This is a genomic window from Hymenobacter terrenus, from assembly GCF_000972495.1.
GTDB lineage: Bacteria > Bacteroidota > Bacteroidia > Cytophagales > Hymenobacteraceae > Hymenobacter > Hymenobacter terrenus.
This window is the reverse complement of record NZ_LATM01000001.1, coordinates 497,629-518,940: the sequence shown is the minus strand read 5'-3', so window position 1 is coordinate 518,940 and position 21,312 is coordinate 497,629. Positions and strand designations below refer to the sequence as shown.

Here is a 21,312-nt window from a genome sequence, read left to right as displayed (position 1 = left end):
ATCGACTAACAACTAATTCCAACCGCTTCGGAAATATGAATTGCCCTTTGTTATCCCACTGCCAAAACCAAGGGGCGCAAGGAGACTACTCCTTGCGCCCCTTGGTTTTCGGTGCGTTGTAATCTGATTGCTACAGCGAGTACCGCAGGGTCAGGCCGTAGGTCCGGGGGTCGCCGAGCACGCCGGCGTAGTGACCGGCATTGCCGGCGGCGGGCAGCAGCTGCTCAAAGTAGTTGCGGTCCAGTAAGTTGCGAGCCCATAGCAGCACCGAGAGGCCAGTGGTGGCCCGGAAGCCGATTCGGCCGTTGAGCAGGGCGTAGCCGCCAATGTTGAGGTATTGGGAAGCCGAGGAACTCGAGGAAAACGAGGAGCGGGCATAAACATCAGTCGCGAGGAAAAATACTCCCTGCTGATTCAGCAGCTTGCTCTCGTTCGAAGTAATCTCCCCACCCGCGGAGCCGGCCCATTTCGAGATGCCAGGCAGCTCGCTGCCCGAAATGTCCTTGAAGGCCGACGGACCGCCCGTTTCTTCCAGGGGCACGGGGGCGTTGGTGAAGGAAACGTATTCCCCATCAGTGTACGCCACAGCTCCGTAGAACGAGAGGCGCTTGTCGACCCGGAAACTCCCGTCGAACTCAATGCCTCGCACCCGTACTCGCTCGGCATTGGCCAGGTAGCCCCGGTTCACCCCCACTTCCGCGGTCTGAACCTGAGTCTGGTAGTCCTTGATTTCGGTGTTGTGAAAAACAATGTTAGCCGTCACGTTCTCAAACGGCGTGGTCTTTACGCCCACTTCCACGTGCGTCACATACTCGGGCTTGATGCGGGCCAGGTCCGTCAGGATTTCTCCGTTGGCCGTGGGCAAGCCGCCCAGGTTGACACCCACCGGCTTGTAGCTGGTTGAGAAGGTGGCGAAGGAATTGATTTTTTTCGTGGCGATGTAGGCCAGCGTGAGCTGGCCCGACAGGTTCGACTCGTCGGCGGTGGCGGTGAAGGCCTGGTCGGTATAGACCAGCCGCTTCAAGGCAATCAGGTCGGGGTCATTGGTTTGCAGGCCGCCGTATGTTTGCCGGTTAAAGTCCACGTCCTTCTGGTCCAGGTTGTAGCGAAGCCCCGGCAGCACGTGCAGGTTGGTGGCCACGGTCCAATCGAGCTGGCCGAACACGGCCGCCCCAAAGCTTTGGAGCCGGGAAGTGGTCTGGATGCCGTACCCGTCGAACAGGCCGGGGGTCCGCCAGCGCGCACTGGTGGTGCTTTGCGAAAACCGGTATTGGGCCGCTCCTGACTCTTCGGTATGCACCGGTGCGGTTTTAAGGTCCTGGCCAATCGCAAACACACCAAGCACGCCGCTCAGGCGGGAATTCAGGTCGCCGGCGTACCGGATTTCCTGCGTCCATTGCTGGTGCTTGGACGTAGCGGCCGATTTGCTGAGCACCGGGAGCCCCGTGAAGTCGCGGTCATTCGAAGGGTCCCAGTCCCAGTACCGCCAGGCGGTTGTGGAAGTCAGCACGCCCGGCCCGAGCTGGATGTCGGCATTGAGCGAGACGCCACCCAGCTCGTTGCCGGAGCGCCACGGCGTATCGTGGTCCACTTTCCGATCGAAGGGGTTGCGGCTAGGCAGCTGGTAGTTCAAATCAGCAATAATCTGGTCGAACTGGCGGTACGCTGGCCGCAGGGTAGGCACCACGCCGGCCACCACCTGGGCGTACCCGTTGGGGCGCTGGCGGGAAGCGTCCCCAATCAATGTCAGTTTGATTTTATTGGTAGGCTTGAAAAGCAATTGAGCCCGGAAACCGAGGTTGTTGAGGTCGTTGATGTTTTCATCGGTGGCCACGTTATACAGCACTCCGTCGCGTTGCGTACCAGAAAAGGAAACCCGGGCGGCGAGCTTCTTTCCCAGGGGCCCAGTAATCGAGCTTTTGGCCTGGATGTAGCCGTAATTGCCGTAGCTAATCTCGAAGTTGGCGCCCGGCTTAAAGCTAGGGGCACGGGTGGTGACGTTGAACGCCCCCGCGGTGGTGTTCTTGCCAAACAGGGTGCCCTGTGGCCCGCGCAGCACCTCAATCTGTTCGATGTCAATGAAGTCCAGGGTGGTGGCCGCTGGCCGGGCAAAGTACACGCCATCCACGTAAAAGCCAACGCCCGGGTCGATGCCGTCATTGGTCAATCCAAACGTGGATCCTAGTCCCCGAATATTAAGCGTGGTGTTGCGCGGGTTAGACGAATATAGCTGTACGGTGGGTATCAGCTCCTTCACGCGGTTCACGTTAAAGGCCCCTGTTTCCTCCAACACCTTGCCACTCACCACCGAGATGGGAATCGGCACTTCCTGCACTGTTTCGCTGCGTCGCCGGGCCGTTACCACCACCTCGTTCAGCACATTGTCATCGGCCAAAACAAGTTCGAGCGGTTTGGCGGGCGTTTCAGTAAGCGAAACTTTCTGGGTCTTCAGGCCCACGGCACTCACCCGCAGGGTAAAGGGAAATGTTGTTTTGGCCGTCAAGCTGAATCGGCCCTCTACGTCGGCAACAGCAAACTCGCTGGTGCCTTCAATCAAAATATTGGCTCCCACAACGGGTCCGCCTTGGCTGTCTTTAACTACGCCTTCAATAAGGCCTTGGGCGTATGTCGTGCTTACCCAAAGGGCAAGCAGCAAAATCAGTAATAGGGTTTTTTTCACGGAGAAAATAGGTGATGCGCATTAAAGGAATGGAATGGTCCGGAAAAGCGGACGGGGTGGCGAGGGTCTGAGGGCAACAACACATGAGAAAAATTTAAAATATTTGTTAGTTCAGCGGGTAAAGATAGAATGCCTCCTGGAACTTTCTCTTTTGGCCCCATTTTTTCGCAGGGCCTAATTCCACTCTGGCTGCCTTTATGTAAATACCGCGCCGGGTCAGGCACTGGCGAAAACGCGGCCAAAGCCGCCGTCCACGAACACGGTTTGTAGCCGGTCGACCAGTTCGTTGCCCAACGCCAGCGTATTCCAGGCTGCCGCGACCACCCAGCTGGCCAGCAGGTTGCCCGCCATGTTCATCAAAAAGAAGCGTTTGCGCCCTTTGCTGCGCTTGCCCGCGTCATAGTCCACGTGGGCCGTAGTTCATGCAGGCGCAATTTGTCGGGACTGACCACTGGCACATGAAGTAAACCAGGTACTTGAACTGAAGTATTGCTTCCCAAAGGCCAGCGTAAGTGCCATTGGAACCAACACTCTTGTGGCCATGGCTTCGGCAACAGTTTCTACTACTGAGGCAGGGGCAGCAGGGGCGGGCCGGTGGGCAGCCTGAACGGGTTGTTGGTTAGCGCCTGCTGCGGCGGGGTGCCGTGCTCACGGGGCGCGGGCGCGGCGTAGGCCGCTGGCGCGCCGGAGGTGGCTCAGCTTTCGGACCTATAGTTAAGGATGTCGAAGTGGTTGAGCATCTCATGAAAGAGTCGCTCTAGCAACGGGTCCAGAGTGGCGTAAGCACCAGTTTTGGGGTCATCCATTTCGTTCGTGATGCGGTCTACAACTTGAAACTGACCGGTGGGAATGTGCTGGCCGTAGAGCACATCGCCGGACTCGGCTAAGAAGACGAACTCCTGATTAGGAGGAGTATCGCGCCAGAGCAGGTTGGTTTCGACTAAGCCCCGGCGGTCATAAGTGGTCTGACCATCCGGCGTTGTGCGTGTCAGTGCGTGAGTCGCGTAAAGCTGCATGCCGTTGTGGGCAATGCCGTTGGTATAGCTCAACAACTCCAAGTAAATAGCTGGCAGCACATAGTCTAACTTTTGAGCCGCTTCTTCTTGCAGCATTCGCAATTCCTCTACCGTAGCTGGAGGGGCCAAAGGCCGTCCTCGCTCTTCTTTGACAGCCCGGATTTCATCTAATAAGGTTAGGGTGCTATGTTCCATGGGATGATAGTTACGGGTACACATAGCCGTTATGCATCGGTCATTTCAAAATACGGGTATCACCAGGGTCCATCTTAAAAGTAGCCGCGTTTTGGTAGTTAGTTAGAGCCTTATGGAAGGGGTCTCCTTTAATTAACAATAGGTTACTTACTGAATTATCCCCTCCATCGTCTAGGGGTAATTTATGGTGAACCTGCCACCCTAGTGGGGGTTTGCCAAGTTCCATGCGCTTTAAGTCATCGTCGGTTATTCCCGCCTGCTTTAAGTGCACCACTTTATCCGGGTCTGCGGCTAAATCTTTCATAAGCTTCTCCCGCACAGCGTCAAACTTAGTCCGTAGCACCTTAGTATCTGCTTTACTACGCTTGGTATAAGACAAGGAAATGTAATAAAACGCGGGTAACGACACCATATTCCCGTATAAGGGCCCGGCCACATCCAGGTCGGCGATGCTGCGGACATGCATGCCCTTGACCTTGGCCAGCAAGGCCAGCAGTTCGGCCTGCTCATCGCCGGTAAGGCTCCCACCGGTGGCGCGCTCGTTTTCGAGGTAAGCCAGGCGGGCTTTATCCTTGTCGGTGGGCGGTTGGTGGCGGTTCTGGAAGTCCCACTCGGGTTGGTAGCCAGGGTCAGAAGGGCGGTTAGTGGAAGTCAGCAGCAGGCCGGCCGTGAGGGCGGCCGGGCCGGCGAGCAGGCGCAGCATGCTTTGCCAGAGGCGGGCCAGCAGGGTTTCTTCGGCCAGCACAACGACCTCGGGCAGCAGCGGCGGGCCGGTAGGCAGCTTGAACGGGTTGTTGGTCAATGCCTGTTGGGGCGGAGTACCATGCTCACGGGGCGCGGGGGCCACATAGGCGGCCGGCGCGCCAGGCGTGAGGGTGAGCTTAGGGGCGGAGATGATAACGAAAGCCAGGTACGCGCCCTCGTTACCGGCGAGGTGGCCGTCGTCAAACTCCTCGCGGTAGCCCACGCAGTGGCCCGCCTCCCAGGCGAGGGTTTCGAGCACGGTGCCGTCGGCGGCGCGGAAGAGGATGTAGCCCGGCAGGGGCTTGTGCGGTGCGGCGGCCCAGCCTTCGAGCAGGGTGTCGTCGGGCACGTCGAGCACGAGGTCGATATGACCCTGGCGCACCTTAGCGATGACGCGGCCCCGCTCGTCGGTGGCCTGGGTGAAGGCGTAGGTGCAGTGCCGCAGGGGGTAGCCGTAGCCGGCTACGTGCAGCTCGGCATAGAAGGAAGCCATGCCAGGTAAAGAGCAGGGTAGAAGAAAAGGAGCGGCCCAAAACTATGCCACAGCGTCGAATCCCAGGCGCGACGAGAAGGAAAGGTCACAAAAAGCCCCCGCGCCAAACCGGCACAGGGGCTTTCATATAGTCGAAGAAGTAGCACTCTACCAAGGTAGCGCCCGGCTTCCACGTGCCGCCTGAGAAGGCGCTTTGTTCGTTCTGCCTTCGTTCCTCGTTCGTTCGGGGCTAGCTGCGCCCGGCTCCGCACGAACTTGCACTATTTATAGCGTACTGGTTTTGGTGGCGTTGTGGCCGGGGTTGTCCGTAGCCGTCACCGTGATTTTGTCGCCGGCCAGCGACGCGTTGGTGGCGGTGGTCAGGTAGTGCCAGCGGTTGGGGTCGGCCTGCTGCTGGGCAGCACCCTGTTCCACAAGGCTGCTGTCGCTGTTCTCAATTTTCACCGTCACGGCCTTCACCGCATGGTCATCGTTGGCCGTCACCACTATCAGCTCGCCTACCTGGCCGGTATACTGGTCCAGGTCCACGGCCGTAATGTTAGGCGCCTGCATAAAGTCGCGCAGCAGCACGTTGTACACGCTGATGTCCTGGGCCTTGGCCGTATCGCCGTACTCGGCCTGCACCGCTGGGTCCTGGCTCCGGCCCTTGGCATAGATAACCGCCTGCTGGAACCGCTCGCGCTGGGCTAGCTGCCCGGCCGTGGGCGGGCCGCTGGGCTCGCTCGGAGCCACCCCCACCACGGTGCCCCGGCTCGTTTGCCGAAACACCAGCTGTCCGCCGAGCATCCCGCTCAGTCCCTGCGTAACAATATTATTCTTAACCTTTGCCATGCGCGTAATAAATGATGTGGGGTAAAAAATACCCGGCCGTCAAGCCGGACGCTCGGCAAGATAACGCGCTAATAGTGTTTTGTTATATAAAGGACAAAATATAATATATGTTCGGCCTATGAGCCGCCGGTTTGTGCGGCTGTCCTGGCGGCGGGCACTCATGAGCCCATCAAGGCGGCGGTATCGAAATAGAAGGGCTGTGCCGATGCCAACTGGCCCTCGCGCAGCCGGTAGACTTGCACCATGGGTAGGCGCCGCACTTGCCCGGCGTGGGTAGTACCCACGCCAGTAGAGGTGGCCACCACAGTGTCGTCGGCGGCAAAGTAGGCCACGTCTTCGGAGGAAAAGGCGGCCCAATAGCTGAAGAAAGCCCGGAAGAAATCGGCCAGGCCCGTTGCCCCCACCCACTCGCCGCCGTAGGGCAGCGATGGGGCTTGCACGAGGCGGAAACCGGGGGCGAGCAGGGCCAGGGCAGCGGGCAGGTCGGAGGCAGCCAGGTGCTCGTAGAATTGGCGTACGAGTAGGGTGTTGGCTTCGGGGGTCGGCACGGGCTTATTTGGCTTGTAGCTGTTGGGTGAGGCCGGCCCAATCCACCACGTCCCAGTGTTCGGCCAGCTTGCCATCGGCCACCCGCCACTGGTCCATGGAGGCCCAGGTCACCGTTTTGCCCGTCGCGGCAATGCCCATGAACTCGCCCCGCTGGGTGCCGGTCCAGGTGAAACGGCCCACAACCATGTCGCCCTCCACTACCACCTGCTCGACGCGCACTTTTACGTCGGGAAATACGCTGTGGAACCACCGGCCACCCTCAACGATGCCGGCCAGGCCGGGCTTCACCATGGGGTTGTGCTGGCGGTAGTCTTCGGCGACAACTTCACCGAACTTCTCGACTTGGTTTTGCGCCATCAGCTCCACGAAGCGGATGGCGAGTTGGCGGTTGGTTTCGATTGAGTTCATGCGGGAGGTATGGGGTTTGGAGGTTTGAGAATGAGCGGCGGACGCCCCAAGTAGGAGCGTGCCGGCCGGCAGCCACGTATGTTTTTTCATTGAAGAAAAACAGCTTGATAGATGCCGACAAAGGTCCCCCGGCCTCCCGCGCCCCACGATGGGTAAACCGCCCTATCGCTGGTGAATTTGGGCCACGGCCGTCCGGAAAGCCTCCGGCGACTGCCCATTGAGGCGCTTGAAAAACGCCGAGAAATAAGCCGGGTCCGCGAACCCAAGCGAATAGCCAATCTCCTTAACCGACTGCCCAGACCGGAACAAGTGGCGGCGCGCCTCTAGGTTCAGGCGCTCGTGGATGGTGGCCAGCGCCGACTGCCCCCGTATGCGCTGGCAGAGGCGGTTGAGCTGCTTAGGCGGCAGCCCAAGCAGGGCCGCGTAGCCGGCCACAGTATGCAGCCGGGCGAGGTGAGCTTCCAGCGCCTCGGCGAAGGCATGATAGAGCCGTTGGTAGGAGTCGGGGCTGCCCAGCGCAGCCCCCACCGCCGCCGGCTGGTCATTTAAGTACGCCAGCAGCACGTTGGTAAGGGCCGCCAGCACGTAACCAGCCTGGGGCCTGGGCGTGGCCAGCTCCCGCGCCAGCCGGGTAAACCACTCCGCGTTCAGCTCGCGGCCAGTGCCCGCCAGGGAATAAGCCGGCGCCTGCACAAAGGAGCCAAAAAGCGGCGTGAGCGCCGGGTCGAGCCGCTCGAAAAAAGGCAGTCCAAACGACAAGACCCACCCCACGTTGCGTGCCCCGAGCGGCGCGGTGATGTAGTGGACCTGCTGCCGCGAAATCAGAAACACCGAGTGGTCGGTGATGGGATATTCGTCAAAATCAATACAGTGGGTGCCGTGGCCCTGCTCAAAATAAAATACCTCGTAATGAGTGTGGGCGTGGGGCGCGCTGACGAACGGCGCCTGCTGCGCCCAATGGTTAATGGGGTACAGCTCGAGCAAAGGCCACGCGGGAGAAGTAAAAAGGGCAGCCACGTTGAAAATTAAATTCTGAGAGAGTGTTTTGAGCTAGCCCGCCGGTGTGTGTAGAGACGCCACCCTTGGCGTCTCTACACACACCGGCGGGCTAGCTAATTCAAACTGTTGCTGAGACCCCATCCGCGCCGTGGTGCAGCTGAGCAGCTGCGATGAGGTGGTTATTCTACTATTCCCGGCTGCTGTCCGTCGCGGGCCAGCTGTTCCAGCTCCTGCATGGTGCGCTGGAGGCGGGTTTCGGGGCGTTTGGCGCTATCAATGCGGTAGGCGATGCTGCGCTGTCTGCCGGGGGTGAGCCGGGCGAACTGGGCCCCGGCCTCGGGCCAGGCTTCAAGGCCCTCGGCCAGCTCTTCGGGTAGGTCTACCTGGTTGGGGTTAGGGTCGGCTGTCAGGGCAATGGTCAGCTCATCGCCCACCCGAAAGCCGTAGGTGCGGCAAGCCAGCTTGCCCAGTAGCAGGTAGCGGCTGCCATCGGCCCGGGGCAGCAGCCCCCGCCGCAAGCAGTGCCCGTTGATGGTGGCCAGGACCCGCTGATTAGGCCGACCACCCAACTCGGCTACCACGTCGGGGGGCACCGGCACCACCTGAGTTTGCATGCGCGCGTCGCCGTCGGTCACTAGTTCGGCCCGGAAGGTGAATGTAGACGTTTTCATGCCCCAAAGTAACTTCCCAAACGGCGTTAAGCGCCTATTAAACAGCTAGGAATCAACCAAAGCGCTATCCACCCACGCGCCCCGTTCCCAGCCAGCGCCCCACTGGGTAGCGGTTATGGCCCGGCTCGTGGTGGGCTGAATTCAGGTACACCCATTCCAGCTGCGCTTCCCCGTTGGCAGCAAAGGCGGGGTTATCCTGCTTGAGCTTCTCCAGGCGCTGGCGCAGGGCGGGGTCGCGCCGCAGCAGGTCGGCGGCCAAGTCCTCAAATACGTAGTCGGAATAGTGCTCCTTCTGCTGCAATACGCTGTCGAAGAAGCCCCAGGCGAAAAAGGAGTCCGTGGCCTGCGGCTCCAGCGTCTCGACCAGGTAGCGGATGGGCGCGCCCCCGGTGAGGTACACCACGAAGTCGCCCTCGTGGTAGGTCACCGTTTCGGTCACCGTTCGTAGCTGTACTTGGCTGTGCACGTAATGACCCTCAAAAGGCTTGGGCGTGGTCTTGAAATCTTCGAAATAATAGGTTTCCACCGGCACGGTCACCGCGCGCGTCAGCGGCTCCAGCGTGGCCCCATTGCCGCGCAGCCGGTCTACGACTTCGGCCCAGGCTTTGGGGATGATGTAGGCCGTGGGCCGCCTGGCCGTAGAGGTTGGTTTGAAGGTATTGAAGTAAGCCACCGGCCGCGTGAAGGGCGCCGTACGGTCGTAGTAGAGGCGGGGCTGGCCGCTTACTTCACTCGGCTTGGTGCGCCCCTTGTACCCGCGGAACTGCACGGTTACGTGCTGGCTCTCGTCCAGAGCCCAAGTGAGGGGGAAGGCTGTTTGGGCGGCCATATCGACTGCCGCCGTGGCGCGGGCCGCCGCCAGGGCCGCCGACTGCTGCCCCACCGTTTCCAGCACGGTTTTCAGGAAGTCGTAGGTCGAATGCACGCGGGGCGCGAAAGCCTTCAGCATGTGCGTTTCGGGCATGAAGCCAATGGTGTTGAACAGCGCCGCGTAGCCGGTGGAGTAGCGCGGCGTTTCCAGAAAGGCTCGCAGGCCGCTCTCCGGCGTCTGGCCCTCAAAGTTTACGTAGGGCACCATGGGCCACTTTTTCTGCTCCATGCCCTTGTAGAGCGCCGGCAGCAGCTGCCCCTGCAAGTACGTGCCCAGCGCCGGTGCCAGCTTGCTGTGCTGGGTGGCAATGAGCGTCATGGTGTACTGGTAGTCGGCCCCGTTCGAGGTATGCGTTTCCACGAACACATCGGGCTGCCACTTTTGAAATAGCTGGGCAAACGAGCGGGCATTGCGCGACTCCTGCTTGATGTAGTCACGGTTCAAGTCGAGGTGGCGGGCGTTGCCCCGGAAGCCGTAGGCCACCGGCCCGTTCTGGTTCACGCGGGTGGTGCCGTTGCGGTTCAGCATCCCGTCGATGTTATACACCGGCACGATGACCACCGTCACCCCCGCCAGCAGCTTGTGTAGCGACTTCTGCTGCATCAGGTCGCGGGCCAGCATCATGCTCGCATCAATGCCCTCCGGCTCGCCGGGGTGAATGCCGTTTTGGATGAACAGAATGCGCCGGTTCTTCTGCCGGGTACTGGCCGGGTCGGCGTCGCCATCGGCGCTCAGTACTACCTCGTGCAACGGCAGGCCCGCGTCAGTCAGGCCGGCTGCGGCCAGGTGCAGCTGGTTGGGGTAGGCAGCCGCCAGCTTCTGGTAGTAGGTCAGGCACTCGGCGTAAGTGGCCGTGGTGTTGCCGGCGGGGTCGTTTTCAAACGGCGTGCGCCAGGCCACGGTCGGCGGTGGGGTGGGAGCGAGGGTCATCAGTGAAGCAAGAAGAAGGGCAAACATGACCGCAAAAGAACGTCAGGGAAGGCAGTCGAACGCAACTCCTCACCCTACCAGGGAGGAGATGCCGCCGCGCGGAAACATCACTTCTGGGAAAAGAAGATGAGTTTTGTCCGGCCTTACCTTTGCCCAACACCAATCTCCACGCCCCCTTGAAAAAGCCTCTCATCCTCGTCTCCAACGACGACGGCATTACCGCTCCCGGTATCCGCAACCTGGTCGAAATCGTGCACGCCATGGGCGCCGAAGTGGTGGTGGTCGCCCCCGATTCGCCGCAGTCGGGCATGGGGCACGCCATCACCATCGGGCATGCCCTGCGTCTTACCGAAAACCCCGTTTTTGGTCCCGATATTAAGGCCTACGAGTGTTCTGGCACCCCCGCCGACTGCGTAAAAATCGCCAAGCACTACGTCCTGAAAGACCGCACTCCCGACCTCGTCGTGTCCGGCATCAACCACGGCTCCAATGCTTCGGTAAACGTGCTGTACTCAGGCACCATGTCGGCCGCCATTGAAGCTGCCATTGAAGGCCTGCCTGCCATTGGTTTCTCGCTTTGCGAATACGGCCCCCAGGCCGATTTCTCGCACGTGGCCGAGTGGGTAACCCAAATCTGCCGCCACGCCCTCGACCATGGCGTGCCCGCCGGCACCGCCCTCAACGTGAACATCCCCAAAAACTCCGACACGCCCATTGCTGGCCTGCGTCTGGGCCGCCAAGCCCGCGCTAAGTGGCAGGAAGAATTTGACCAGCGCTTCGACCCCTACCAGCGCCCCTACTACTGGCTTGTTGGCTCGTTCGTGAACCTCGACCACGGCACCGATACCGACGAATGGGCCCTGGCCCACAACTACGTATCCATCGTCCCCTGCCAGTTCGACCTCACCGCCGCCTACGGCCTCGCCCACCTCAGCACCAAGTGGCAACTGCCGCTGCCCGAAGCCGAAGCTGTGCAAGCCCCACCGCAGCCCGTACCATCTGGCGACTACGGCCCCGCCACGCAGAGCTAAACGTTGCGCTTGTTCTTCATTAAAGAAAGTCCTAAATGACCAGGGCTTTCTTTAATGAGTGACTTCGAACGGGCCGCACTTTTGGGCAACTAGCGGCATAAGAGACCTTGCGGACCACAACGGGCAGGGCAGTCAGATTGGAGCCCGGCCAGGCGGTGCGTGCTACTGCCTTTGATGCCTACTACAACCAGCACCAGGCCAGCTATGAAGATTTTCAGTAGGGTACGCACGGAAGCTTCAATTACTTCCCGAAGTAAATCAGGCCTATGCAAGAAGGCCTGAAAACGAACGGCTGGCCGGCGCAAGCAACTAGTGGCTCACGTTGCCCATAAATTCCCATTATTTGGCAACATCCGACCGTATCTGCTGCATAAAAAAGCTTGATTTAATGATTGAGAATACTTGAAACAAATTATTAATTATTAATTGTTTAAAAATGATGATATAAGAACTGCAACCCGTTCCGTAGTTTGCGCGTGGTCCTGATGTGGACGTCGATGGAATCGGAGTCATCACCTGCCTATATTCTCCTCAATGCGGGCCTCTTTGAGCAGGTCCAGGCCGTCGTCGTTGGACAGGCCAAGGTTGAGCAGAACTAGTGGCTCACATACTGCTTTTCGAACGCTGTATAGGTTGAATTCATTGGGTGCTGAGCCTGTAGTAGAGACTAGCGCAATTCCTGATGCAGTTTTTTATCCGCAATAATCAGAGCCTGCATGGCGCGGAGAATCGAGAGAAGAAGGGCGGAACAATAACACAACATTCAGCTTGCGTAGCTGAGGTGGACATAAAGTCTCTCAAATGGCGGCCCTGACCAGCACTTTGCAGATTGTGTTTTACCTTGCCGGTCCAAATTTTTATCTGTTTCCCAACTCTTTTTGCTATGACTGCACGCGTACCCTTCCGGCTGTTTCTGTTAGCTGGGCTGGCCGCTTTCGCCAGTAATTTTACCGCCCACGCTCAGGCGCAGCCCGTTAAAACCAAGGCCAAGCTCCCGGAAACAACCGTTTACCTCGTGCGCCACGCCGAGAAGGATACCACCGCCAACCCCGCCGACCCGGCGCTGTCGCCCGTGGGCCAGGTGCGGGCGCAGGCCCTGAGCCAGTTGCTGGCCCGCCGCCGCCCCGCCGCCCTGTTCACCACTGACACCAAGCGCACCCGGGCCACCCTGGCCCCGCTGGTCGCTGCTACCAACGTGGAGCCGCAAGTATACGACCCCAAAGAAACTACTGCCTTGGCGGTACGCATTCTCAAAGAATATGTCGGTAAGACGGTTGTTATCGTGGGGCATTCCAATACTCTGCTGCCGCTCATCGAGTCATTAGGTGGTACCCCACCAGTTGATAAAATTGCTGATAATGAATATGATTACCTCTTCACTGTGCACATCTCGGAGGGCGCCTTGCCCACTGTAAGCGTGCGCGGCTACGGTCCCGAACGACGAGCCTCCGCCGATGCCAAATCGGGCAGCCAAGGCGGACAAATGCGGTAGATTGGCAGTAGAGTAGATAGGAGCTTTTTCGGTCCTCAGTTCGTCCTAGTGAGTTGGTTCAAACATCTTTGTGAGAGTAAGCTTGACTGCTCTATATGTAAAGATGCTTTGGCCAACTCGATAGGACGTTCTTACTTTACTTAACCGTTCATCTGCTTTAGCAGCGTGAGCGCTACAGGGCCCGTTAGGGGTCATTGACCTGCGTGCTGTTTCTAATAATGGCGATTTAAAATGCGGGGCTGAATATCTGTTCCCATCGCTCAGCCGTACTTTCGCCTGGCGCCGGCACTTCCTGCCGGCGCCTTTTGGTTGTAGCCGTATGCACTATCACGTTAAGAAATCCCTGCTTTTTGCTGGCGCTCTGCTGGTTTTGGATGGGTCCGTCGCTCAAGCCCAGGTTCGCCGGAAACCCAAACCTACCCCTACGACGACGGCCTCCGCCGCGCCGGTGGCAGCTGACCGCACCGATTCGCTGGCCCTGCGCAAAATCTTCGATGAAGCCCTGCTACGGGGCGAGAGCTACGCAAACCTGCGCTACCTCACTGGCAGCATCGGGGCGCGGCTTTCGGGCTCGCCCCAGGCCCAACTGGCGGTGGACTGGGGCAAAGCCACCATGGAAAAAGCCGGGTTCGACCGCGTGTACCTGCAGGAGGTAATGGTGCCGCACTGGGTACGGGGCGCCAAGGAGCGGGGCGAAATCCTGGGAAATAAGGACAAGGGCATCAAGGTGCCGGTGTGCGCGTTGGGTGGCTCGGTGGGCACTGGCGGCAAGCTCAAGGCTGGAGTGGTGGAAGTACACAGCCTGGACGAAGTGAGAAACCTGCCCGAAGCGGCAGTGAAAGGCAAGTTCGTGTTCTTCAATCGTCCTTTTGATGATGCCTTAATTGATCCGGGCGCAGCTTACGGCCGCGCCGGTGACCAGCGTCGCAGCGGTGCCATTGAGGCCGCCAAACGTGGGGCCGTGGGCGCTTTGGTGCGCTCGCTCACCAGCGCCCACGACGACAACCCGCACACTGGCACTATGGCCTACGACCCCACCGTGCCTAAAGTGCCCGGTGCCGCCCTCAGTACCAACGCCGCCGACCAGCTTAGCCAGCTGCTCAAAGCCAACTCCGACTTGCAGTTTGAGCTGGAAATGGAGTGCGTGACCCTGCCCGACGAGAAAAGCTACAACGTGGTGGGGGAAATCAAGGGCAGCAAATTCCCGCAGGAAATCATCACCGTCGGCGGCCACCTCGACTCCTGGGACCTCGCTCAAGGGGCCCATGACGATGGTACCGGCGTGGTGCAGAGCATGGAAGCCCTGCGCCTGCTGCGCGCCAGCGGCTACCAGCCCGAGCGCACCGTACGGGCTGTGCTCTTCATGAATGAGGAAAATGGCACTCGCGGCGGCAACGAATACGCCCGGCTGGCCGCCCAGAACCAGGAAACGCACGTGGCCGCCATCGAGTCGGATGGGGGAGGGTTCACGCCCCGCGGCTTCAATGTGGACGCCGAGCCCGCCGTGGTGGCCAAAGTGGCGCGGTGGGCGCCGCTGCTCCGACCTTACCACGCGGCCGAGATTAGCGTCGGCCACTCCGGCACCGACATCGAGCCGCTGAAAGCCGCCGTGCGTCCCAAAGCTCTTATCGGCTACGACTGCGACTCGCAACGTTACTTCGATATCCATCATACCGCGGCCGACACATTCGATAAAGTGAATCGTCGTGAGTTGGAATTGGGCGGCGCCAGCATGGCTTCCCTGATTTACCTGCTGAGCAAATACGGCCTGTAGAATCTATTCATTAGCTCTTAAAAAAGGTTTGCAAACGTTCTGTGTCGGTCTTTTCCTGGGATTCGTGCTTTGGCTCGTGCCAGCCGCTGCCCGGGCGCAGGAGCGGGGCCGCTACTGGGTGATACTGCGCGACAAAAAGGGCGTTAGCTTCGATCCTGCGCGCTATTTCACGCCTGCGGCCCAGGCCCGCCGCACTCGCCAGCACCTACCGGCCTACGAGGCGACAGACCTGCCAGTACGGGCCGATTATCTTACCGAAATCACGACCCACGTAGATACCGTAACGCTAGTGAGCCGCTGGTTCAACGCGGTAGCATGTCGGGCCACCGCCGAGCAAGCGGCAGCCCTGCGCGCGTTGCCCGGTGTGCGGTCGGTGCAGCCCTGGCCTGCCCGCCATGTCGCGGTAGCCGAAGCTGCCGTTGTTTCTTCGGCTCCGCCGCCCAGTTCTCCGAAACCAATCTCGGCCAATGACTACTTGCTGGCCCGGCGCCAAACGGCCCACCTCGATGGTCCGGCGTTGCGCGCTGCGGGGCTTAACGGCCGCGGCCTGCGTATTGCCGTCTTTGACGTGGGCTTTCGCGGGGTTTTAGAGCATTCTGCTTTCCAGGACCTGGTGACGAGCAAGCATATTGTGGCGACCCATGACTTTCTGAAAAACCGCGCCGACGTGTACCACAGTGGCAGCCACGGCACCGAGGTGCTGGGCTGCCTGGCTGGCCGCCTGCCCACCGGCCCGGGTGGCACGCCGGGACCCGCCCTGGGTCTGGCCCCGTCGGCCGACTACCTACTGGCCCGCACCGAACAGTTGGGCCGCGAGCGGTATGCCGAAGAAGAGGCCTGGCTGGCGGCAGTGGAGTGGGCCGACCGCCTTGGGGCCGACATCATCAACTCGTCATTGGCCTACACCGAGCAGCGCTACTTTCCCGAACAGATGGATGGCCACCGCAGCCTCATTTCGCGAGCGGCCAACCTGGCGGCTCGCAAAGGCATTCTGGTAGTAAGCGCTGCCGGCAACGACGGCGACAACGATTGGGTGCGCATTGGTACGCCGGCCGATGCCGACTCCGTACTGGCCATCGGCGGCCTCGACCCCGAGACAGGTTTGCACGTCGATTTCAGCTCCTTCGGCCCCACGGCCGACCGCCGGCCCAAGCCCAACCTGGCCGCTTTTGGCATCGTGCTCACCACCACGCCCACCAGCTACGAGCGGCTGGAAGGAACGTCGTTTTCGTCGCCACTGGTGGCGGGTTTCGCGGCGTGTATGTGGCAGCAAAACCGCAAGCTCACGGCCATGCAACTATTTCGGGCGCTGGAAAAATCAGCCGAGCTGTACCCTTATTTCGATTATGCGCACGGCTACGGCCGGCCGCGCTACCACCACTTTACCATGCCGCAACGCCCACCCACGTCGGCGCCTACCTTCGATTTCGTACCTCACGATACCTTGGTTGCGGTTATCATCCGGCCCGAGGCAGCGTTGCGGCCGGCCGAGGTGCTGCCACTCATGGCCGACGAAAGCGAGGTGATGCTACCCGCGTCGACCGTGGTACCCGACCCCAAAAACCCGGCCGATGTCCCTACGCCGCCCGTGGGCCGCGAACAGCCCGTGCCGCCAGACAGCACCCCGCCCGCCCCGCTGCCCGACCCTCACTATCCGGCCTACCTCTACTGGAACTTGGCCGACCGCCGCGCCGTACTGCGCCGCTACGAAACCCGCGCCGTGACTCAGCGCTTGGTGGTGCAGGTGCCGCGCCGCCTGTTGCACAGCGGCAACGTGTTGCGAGTTCACTTCAAGGGTTACACTGCTACCTATTCGGAATGACGATGTTATCCCCGTGTATTATGGGTTGCATGCGTGCGAACCGGCTGCCCTCCAAAATAGTCTGGCTGGTGGTAGTAGTCTTGGTGGTGGCGGGTAGCAGCCGGGCTGCCCAGGCGCAGCAGGTGCTGGTACAGGCCAACGTAGCCGATGATACCGTTAAAACCACGTTTGGACCTAACCGCCGCTATTTTGGCCATTTATACGTGGGCTATGGGCTAGTGGCGGGGCCGGCTGGTAGCGGAGCCGGCGTGCGCTATGGCACCCATTCGGCGGAGCTGCGCGGCGGCGGACGCCTCAAATTTCGACTCACCCAAACCCTGGCGCTCAACTTCGACTTGGGATATACCTACCTGCGCTACGGCCTGGCGCAAAACGGCCAGAAAATAGTGCCTAGTCCTGACTTGCACCGCCGCGAAAGCCTGGGCCTGCACCAACTGTATTCCGAGCTGAGCGTCCGCCTGAACGCCGGGCGCCGGGGCAATGCCGTAGGCCGCTACCTCGACCTGCTGGTTGGCGGCGGCCGGGTGGCTGCCACCAACCATACCACCGAGGACGACCCCGGCCCCGGCATTAGCTCGGTAGAAACCGTTGAGCGTGGCCTGCCGTACCTGCGCCGCTGGACGGGCGGAGTCGGAGCCCGTTTGGGCATCGACCGCTACGCTCTCACGGCACGCTACCGGCAGTCTTCGGCCTTCGGGAAAGGCTATGCGGCCTGGCCCGAGCTGCCCCGCTGGATATTGGGGCTGGAAATAGGTTTGTTTTGATTTTTAATTGACATTATTGTAAACCTATTACCGAGTATTTCCCGTAAAATCCCCATTGTCGGGCTACTACTAGTGCTGGTCGACTATAACGGCTAGCTTTCCCGGTTTATCTTCGTCTACCCGATTCTATTTCGTGCCGCTTTACACTATAATGAAAATTTTTACGCTCAGAACCACTAGTATTCTTCTAGCTAGTGCCGGGCTTGCCTTGCAATTCGCTTCCTGCGTGAGTACGGAGCGGGAAGTCAGCAATTCCAATACCGACCCGCGCGCCACCTATACGCCGCCCCCGGCTGGCAGCCGCAGCCGCCTCAGCAACAAAACCGTGCTCAACACCGTGAGCAGGACCCATCCGTTTTCGGACCCCAAAACGCGGGACAATTTTATCTTGCAGTTGCGCGGTCCCCGCGTGCTCAATGCTCAAGCCCACCTCATCGTGACCAGCAGCACCGGCGATACTCTGCGCCACGAGGTGATACCGGCCCGTAGCCTGCTTACCGGCAAGCTGCTCAACGACCCCCAGGCTGCCAGCGTGCGCGACCAGGAAATTGCCATCCTGCAAGGCATGAACAACTTTTTTGCGGACCGCCACTTCAGTGAGCCGGCCGTGCCCACCGGCAGCGAGCAGCCCGCCGAAATGGACTCCCAAACCTGGTCGGCCCTACGCGAAGACCCCGGCACCGTGGGCTTCGACTACACTGGTGCGGGTGGCGCCGAGCGTCGCCTGACGTATGTGCGCAAGCTGGCCAAAGCTGTGGTTATTAGTCAGTAAAATTTATGGACCGAATAAGGTGCACCGCCTCGCTCGTTTCGCTCAATAATTGAGCTGCTAGCTGCCGTGGGATGCGGCGCGGCACCCGGCAGGACCGTTCTTCGTACGTTTGTTTCTGGACGGGCACTTTGTAAGCCTTAGTAGTTTTGCCCGTCCAAAACGTCCTGTTCTTTCCTAAATTTGAGCGCTAACCCCCATTTCTGAGCAATGAAATTCTTTGTTTCCTTCGTTATCGTACTCGTCGCCATTCTACTACTGGTGCGTTTCTTCCCCTCGGCCCCCATCAATCCTGTGCTGCCAGTGGGCCCTCAAAAAGAAGTAAATGGCCACGGGGCTGACGTGCCGCCCGGCCCGAGCACCGAAGGCAACGTGGAAGAGGAGGAAGGAGAAGAAGGTCCCAGCGCCAGCGTGCGCCCCGCTACGCCGGGCCAGACCTACGGCGCGGCCATCAGCCCCGAAGGCGCCCTGCCCATGACGGCCCTGCCCGTCGCGCTGGGCTCCCGCGACTCGGCCCAGGTGAAGCTGGTGGGCAAGGCCTCGGCCGTGTGCCAGGCCCGCGGCTGCTGGATGACCCTACCCACCGCCGATGGCAAGCAGATGCGGGTCCGCTTCAAGGACTACGCCTTTTTCGTGCCCAAGGACCTCAGCGGCCACAACGTGGTGGTGAGCGGCTGGGCTCACCGCAGCACGGTGCCCAAGGCTGACTTGCAGCACTACGCCAAGGACGCCGGCAAATCTGACCAGGAGGTGGCCGCCATCACCCAAGACGAGCAGCAGCTCACTTTTCTGGCCGATGGTGTTTTAGTGCAGGATTAAGCAGAAAGTTAATATGGCACAATCGGCCCCGCTGCTTTTGGTTTTTCAGGGGTTAGCTGCTGGTTGTGAAGATGATGAAAAGGCCACCCGAAGAGGTGGCCTTTTCTGTTATAGAGTTCGTTTTCCATTGCAGACGTAGCTTGCAGTCCAAGTTTCAAGCCTTTAGTTAAAAGCAGGCGGGCCCTGGGATGCCGAGCCGCTGCTGAAGGTTAAAATCAGGCAGCCGGACCACCGGCTACGCAATACCGAATACCACTCCATGCCCGATACTCCCGCTGTTCAGCAACGCATCCAGGCCCTCACCGAGCGGCTGCACCACCTCAATCATCAGTACTACCAGCTCGATATTTCCGAAGTATCGGACCAGGAGTTTGACCAGCTGCTGGCCGAGTTGCAGCAGCTGGAAACCGAGCACCCCGATTTGGCCCAGCCCAACTCGCCCACGCGCCGGGTGGGCGGCACCATTACCAAGCAGTTTCCCACGGCCGTGCACCGCTACCCCATGCTCAGCCTGGGCAATACCTATTCCGAAGACGACCTGCGGGAGTTCGACGAGCGGGTGCAACGCGGCCTCGAAGGTGCCCCCTACAGCTACGTGTGCGAGCTGAAGTTCGACGGTGTGGCCATGAGCCTCAGCTACGAGCATGGCGAGCTGGTACAGGGCGTGACCCGCGGCGACGGCAACCGCGGCGACGTGGTGACGGCCAACATCCGCACGATTAAGTCTCTGCCGCTGGCGCTGCGCCCTGGCCCCGACCAGCCCCAGGACTTCGAGGTGCGCGGCGAGGTATTTATGCCGCTGCCGGTTTTTGCCGAGCTGAATGCCGAGCGCGAGCAAAACGGCGAAGCCCTGCTGGCCAACCCGCGCAATGCCGCGAGCGGCACGCTCAAGCTCCAAAACTCCAGCCAGGTGGCGGCCCGCAAGCTGCGCTTCTATGCCTACTCGCTGCTCACGCCGGGCCGGCACTTTACCAGCCACAGCGCCGCCCTCGAAGCCCTGAGCCGCTACGGCTTGCCAGTATCGGACACGTGGCGCCGCGCCGGAAGCCTAGCCGAAGTCTTGGACTTCGTGCATTATTGGGCTAAAAAAAGGTTTGAGTTGCCCGTGGCGACCGATGGCATCGTCATCAAGGTGGATGACCTGCGCCAGCAGGACCAGTTGGGCTTCACCGCCAAAAGCCCGCGCTGGGCTATTGCCTACAAGTACCCAGCCGAAGCTGCCCGCACCCGCCTCAACGAAGTTGTTTACAACGTGGGCCGCACCGGAGCCGTGACGCCGGTGGCCATGCTCACGCCCGTGCCGCTGGCCGGTACCGTGGTAAAGCGCGCTACCCTGCACAATGCCAATCAGATAGGCCTGCTCGACTTGCGCCTGGGCGACATGGTGTACGTGGAAAAGGGTGGCGAAATCATCCCCAAAATCACGGGGGTGGACCTGAGCGCCCGCGCCGTCGAAGCGGTGCCGATTGAGTACCCCACCGAGTGCCCGGCCTGCGGAACCCCGCTGGTGCGTCCCGAGGGCGAGGCTCATTTCCGCTGCCCCAACGAGCGGGCCTGTCCGCCCCAGCTCAAGGCCCGGCTCGAACATTACGTGAGCCGCAGAGCGCTGAATATTGATGGCTTGGGTGCCGAAACCGTGGGCCGCTTCTTCGACCTCGGCCTCGTGACCACGCCCGCCGACATTTACGACCTGCCTGCCCGCCGCCCCGAGCTGGTGACGCTGGAACGCCTCGGCCAAAAGAGCATCGACAACCTGCTTGCCGGCATTGAAGCCAGCAAGCAGGTGCCGTTTCCGCGCGTGCTATTTGGCCTGGGCATCCGCTACGTGGGCGAAACCGTGGCCCAGAAGCTGGCCGCGCACTACCGCAGCATCGACGCGCTGGTGGCAGCTTCGGCCGAAAAAATGGCCGCCGTGCCCGAGGTTGGCGGCGTGATTGCAGTGGCCGCGGCCCACTGGTTTCAGCAGCCCGAAAACAGCGACCTGATTGAGCGTCTGCGCCAGGCCGGCGTGCAACTGGCCGTGACGGGCGAGGCTCCCCTGCCCGCCTCCGACCGCCTGGCCGGCCTCACCTTCGTTATTTCCGGGGTTTTTGAGCAGCATAGCCGCGAGGAACTGCAGCAGCTCATCACCTCCAACGGGGGCAAAATCACGGGTTCTATTAGCAAAAAGCTGAGCTACCTCGTGGCCGGCGACAATATGGGACCCGCCAAGCGCGAAAAAGCCTTGGGTTTCAAGGTGCCCATTATTTCGGAAACAGAGCTGATGGCTCTGCTGCCCAACCCAGAAGACGCCCCAGCAACTGACCTCCTGGCTCCCGAGGCCCCAACGGAACCAGCCGGCGGAACAGAGGCGGGCCAACAGGGTTCGTTATTTTGAACCTTGAAGCAGGTTGACCAGGGGCGAAATCTCAGCCGTGGTGTACTAAAAGTAGAAATATGCGCGTTTTTCCAATG

General features: G+C 60.5%; 18 protein-coding genes. 8 read left to right on the top strand and 10 right to left on the bottom strand.

Annotated elements, in window-relative coordinates; translation table 11 throughout:
• Nucleotides 1-130 precede the first annotated feature (130 nt).
• From WX88_RS02230 to WX88_RS02185, 10 genes are all read right to left on the bottom strand, one after another.
• Nucleotides 131-2,680 carry a TonB-dependent receptor gene (locus WX88_RS02230; protein WP_052732251.1) on the bottom strand — a complete coding sequence of 850 codons (2,550 nt, stop codon included), beginning with the start codon at nt 2,678-2,680 and terminating at the stop codon, nt 131-133.
• 216 nt (nt 2,681-2,896) lie between these two features.
• Entirely contained in the window at nt 2,897-3,088 is a 192-nt protein-coding gene (locus tag WX88_RS02225) for a hypothetical protein (protein ID WP_046242633.1), read from the bottom strand.
• 287 nt (nt 3,089-3,375) lie between these two features.
• Nucleotides 3,376-3,891: a YrhA family protein gene (locus tag WX88_RS02220; protein WP_156175907.1), complete on the bottom strand. Its 516-nt coding sequence runs from the start codon at nt 3,889-3,891 to the stop codon at nt 3,376-3,378.
• 40 nt (nt 3,892-3,931) lie between these two features.
• Nucleotides 3,932-5,128 carry a type VI secretion system tube protein TssD gene (gene tssD, locus WX88_RS29350; protein WP_082115794.1) on the bottom strand — a complete coding sequence of 399 codons (1,197 nt, stop codon included), beginning with the start codon at nt 5,126-5,128 and terminating at the stop codon, nt 3,932-3,934.
• Between the two features lie 264 nt (nt 5,129-5,392).
• Complete coding sequence (locus tag WX88_RS02210) at nt 5,393-5,959, bottom strand: hypothetical protein (protein ID WP_046242631.1); 567 nt, start codon at nt 5,957-5,959, stop codon at nt 5,393-5,395.
• A gap of 158 nt (nt 5,960-6,117) precedes the next feature.
• Nucleotides 6,118-6,507 carry a nuclear transport factor 2 family protein gene (locus WX88_RS02205; protein WP_046242630.1) on the bottom strand — a complete coding sequence of 130 codons (390 nt, stop codon included), beginning with the start codon at nt 6,505-6,507 and terminating at the stop codon, nt 6,118-6,120.
• Nucleotides 6,508-6,511: 4 nt separating this feature from the next.
• A complete protein-coding gene (locus WX88_RS02200; protein ID WP_046243074.1) occupies nt 6,512-6,916 on the bottom strand; it encodes an ester cyclase in 405 nt (134 codons plus the stop codon).
• Between the two features lie 162 nt (nt 6,917-7,078).
• Nucleotides 7,079-7,900, bottom strand: coding sequence for a helix-turn-helix domain-containing protein (locus tag WX88_RS27090; protein WP_052732249.1), 822 nt, complete (start codon nt 7,898-7,900; stop codon nt 7,079-7,081).
• A 194-nt stretch (nt 7,901-8,094) separates the two neighbouring features.
• Nucleotides 8,095-8,586, bottom strand: a complete 492-nt coding sequence (locus WX88_RS02190; RefSeq protein ID WP_046242629.1) for a YdeI/OmpD-associated family protein — start codon at nt 8,584-8,586, stop codon at nt 8,095-8,097.
• Nucleotides 8,587-8,650: 64 nt separating this feature from the next.
• Nucleotides 8,651-10,387: a M14 family metallopeptidase gene (locus WX88_RS02185; protein WP_231590606.1), complete on the bottom strand. Its 1,737-nt coding sequence runs from the start codon at nt 10,385-10,387 to the stop codon at nt 8,651-8,653.
• A gap of 176 nt (nt 10,388-10,563) precedes the next feature.
• Between WX88_RS02185 and surE the strand changes: the two genes are divergently transcribed.
• The 8 genes from surE (at nt 10,564) to ligA (ending at nt 21,235) form a co-directional block, all read left to right on the top strand.
• Complete coding sequence (gene surE, locus WX88_RS02180) at nt 10,564-11,418, top strand: 5'/3'-nucleotidase SurE (RefSeq protein ID WP_046242627.1); 855 nt, start codon at nt 10,564-10,566, stop codon at nt 11,416-11,418.
• An 883-nt stretch (nt 11,419-12,301) separates the two neighbouring features.
• Entirely contained in the window at nt 12,302-12,910 is a 609-nt protein-coding gene (locus tag WX88_RS02175) for a phosphoglycerate mutase family protein (RefSeq protein WP_046242626.1), read from the top strand.
• Between the two features lie 319 nt (nt 12,911-13,229).
• The gene (locus tag WX88_RS02170; RefSeq protein ID WP_082115791.1) at nt 13,230-14,684 is read left to right on the top strand and encodes a M20/M25/M40 family metallo-hydrolase; all 1,455 of its coding nucleotides are present in this window, start codon (nt 13,230-13,232) and stop codon (nt 14,682-14,684) included.
• A gap of 76 nt (nt 14,685-14,760) precedes the next feature.
• The gene (locus WX88_RS02165; RefSeq protein ID WP_046242625.1) at nt 14,761-16,506 is read left to right on the top strand and encodes a S8 family serine peptidase; all 1,746 of its coding nucleotides are present in this window, start codon (nt 14,761-14,763) and stop codon (nt 16,504-16,506) included.
• Nucleotides 16,507-16,535: 29 nt separating this feature from the next.
• On the top strand, nt 16,536-17,270 hold the full coding sequence (locus WX88_RS02160; RefSeq protein ID WP_046242624.1) for a hypothetical protein: 735 nt from the start codon (nt 16,536-16,538) through the stop codon (nt 17,268-17,270).
• Nucleotides 17,271-17,478: 208 nt separating this feature from the next.
• Nucleotides 17,479-18,042, top strand: coding sequence for a hypothetical protein (locus WX88_RS02155; RefSeq protein ID WP_156175906.1), 564 nt, complete (start codon nt 17,479-17,481; stop codon nt 18,040-18,042).
• Between the two features lie 207 nt (nt 18,043-18,249).
• On the top strand, nt 18,250-18,858 hold the full coding sequence (locus WX88_RS02150; protein WP_082115789.1) for a DUF4920 domain-containing protein: 609 nt from the start codon (nt 18,250-18,252) through the stop codon (nt 18,856-18,858).
• Nucleotides 18,859-19,117: 259 nt separating this feature from the next.
• Entirely contained in the window at nt 19,118-21,235 is a 2,118-nt protein-coding gene (ligA, locus tag WX88_RS02145; protein ID WP_046242622.1) for an NAD-dependent DNA ligase LigA, read from the top strand.
• Nucleotides 21,236-21,312 lie beyond the last annotated feature (77 nt).

What these genes read in the sequence shown, in the direction of transcription:
- WX88_RS02220 (WP_156175907.1), bottom strand. Translation starts at nt 3,891, where the DNA reads ATGGAACATAGCACCCTAACCTTATTAGATGAAATCCGGGCTGTCAAA.
- tssD (WP_082115794.1), bottom strand. Translation starts at nt 5,128, where the DNA reads ATGGCTTCCTTCTATGCCGAGCTGCACGTAGCCGGCTACGGCTACCCC.
- WX88_RS02210 (WP_046242631.1), bottom strand. Translation starts at nt 5,959, where the DNA reads ATGGCAAAGGTTAAGAATAATATTGTTACGCAGGGACTGAGCGGGATG.
- WX88_RS02200 (WP_046243074.1), bottom strand. Translation starts at nt 6,916, where the DNA reads ATGAACTCAATCGAAACCAACCGCCAACTCGCCATCCGCTTCGTGGAG.
- WX88_RS02190 (WP_046242629.1), bottom strand. Translation starts at nt 8,586, where the DNA reads ATGAAAACGTCTACATTCACCTTCCGGGCCGAACTAGTGACCGACGGC.
- WX88_RS02185 (WP_231590606.1), bottom strand. Translation starts at nt 10,387, where the DNA reads ATGACCCTCGCTCCCACCCCACCGCCGACCGTGGCCTGGCGCACGCCG.
- WX88_RS02175 (WP_046242626.1), top strand. Translation starts at nt 12,302, where the DNA reads ATGACTGCACGCGTACCCTTCCGGCTGTTTCTGTTAGCTGGGCTGGCC.
- WX88_RS02170 (WP_082115791.1), top strand. Translation starts at nt 13,230, where the DNA reads ATGCACTATCACGTTAAGAAATCCCTGCTTTTTGCTGGCGCTCTGCTG.
- WX88_RS02160 (WP_046242624.1), top strand. Translation starts at nt 16,536, where the DNA reads ATGCGTGCGAACCGGCTGCCCTCCAAAATAGTCTGGCTGGTGGTAGTA.
- WX88_RS02150 (WP_082115789.1), top strand. Translation starts at nt 18,250, where the DNA reads ATGAAATTCTTTGTTTCCTTCGTTATCGTACTCGTCGCCATTCTACTA.
- ligA (WP_046242622.1), top strand. Translation starts at nt 19,118, where the DNA reads ATGCCCGATACTCCCGCTGTTCAGCAACGCATCCAGGCCCTCACCGAG.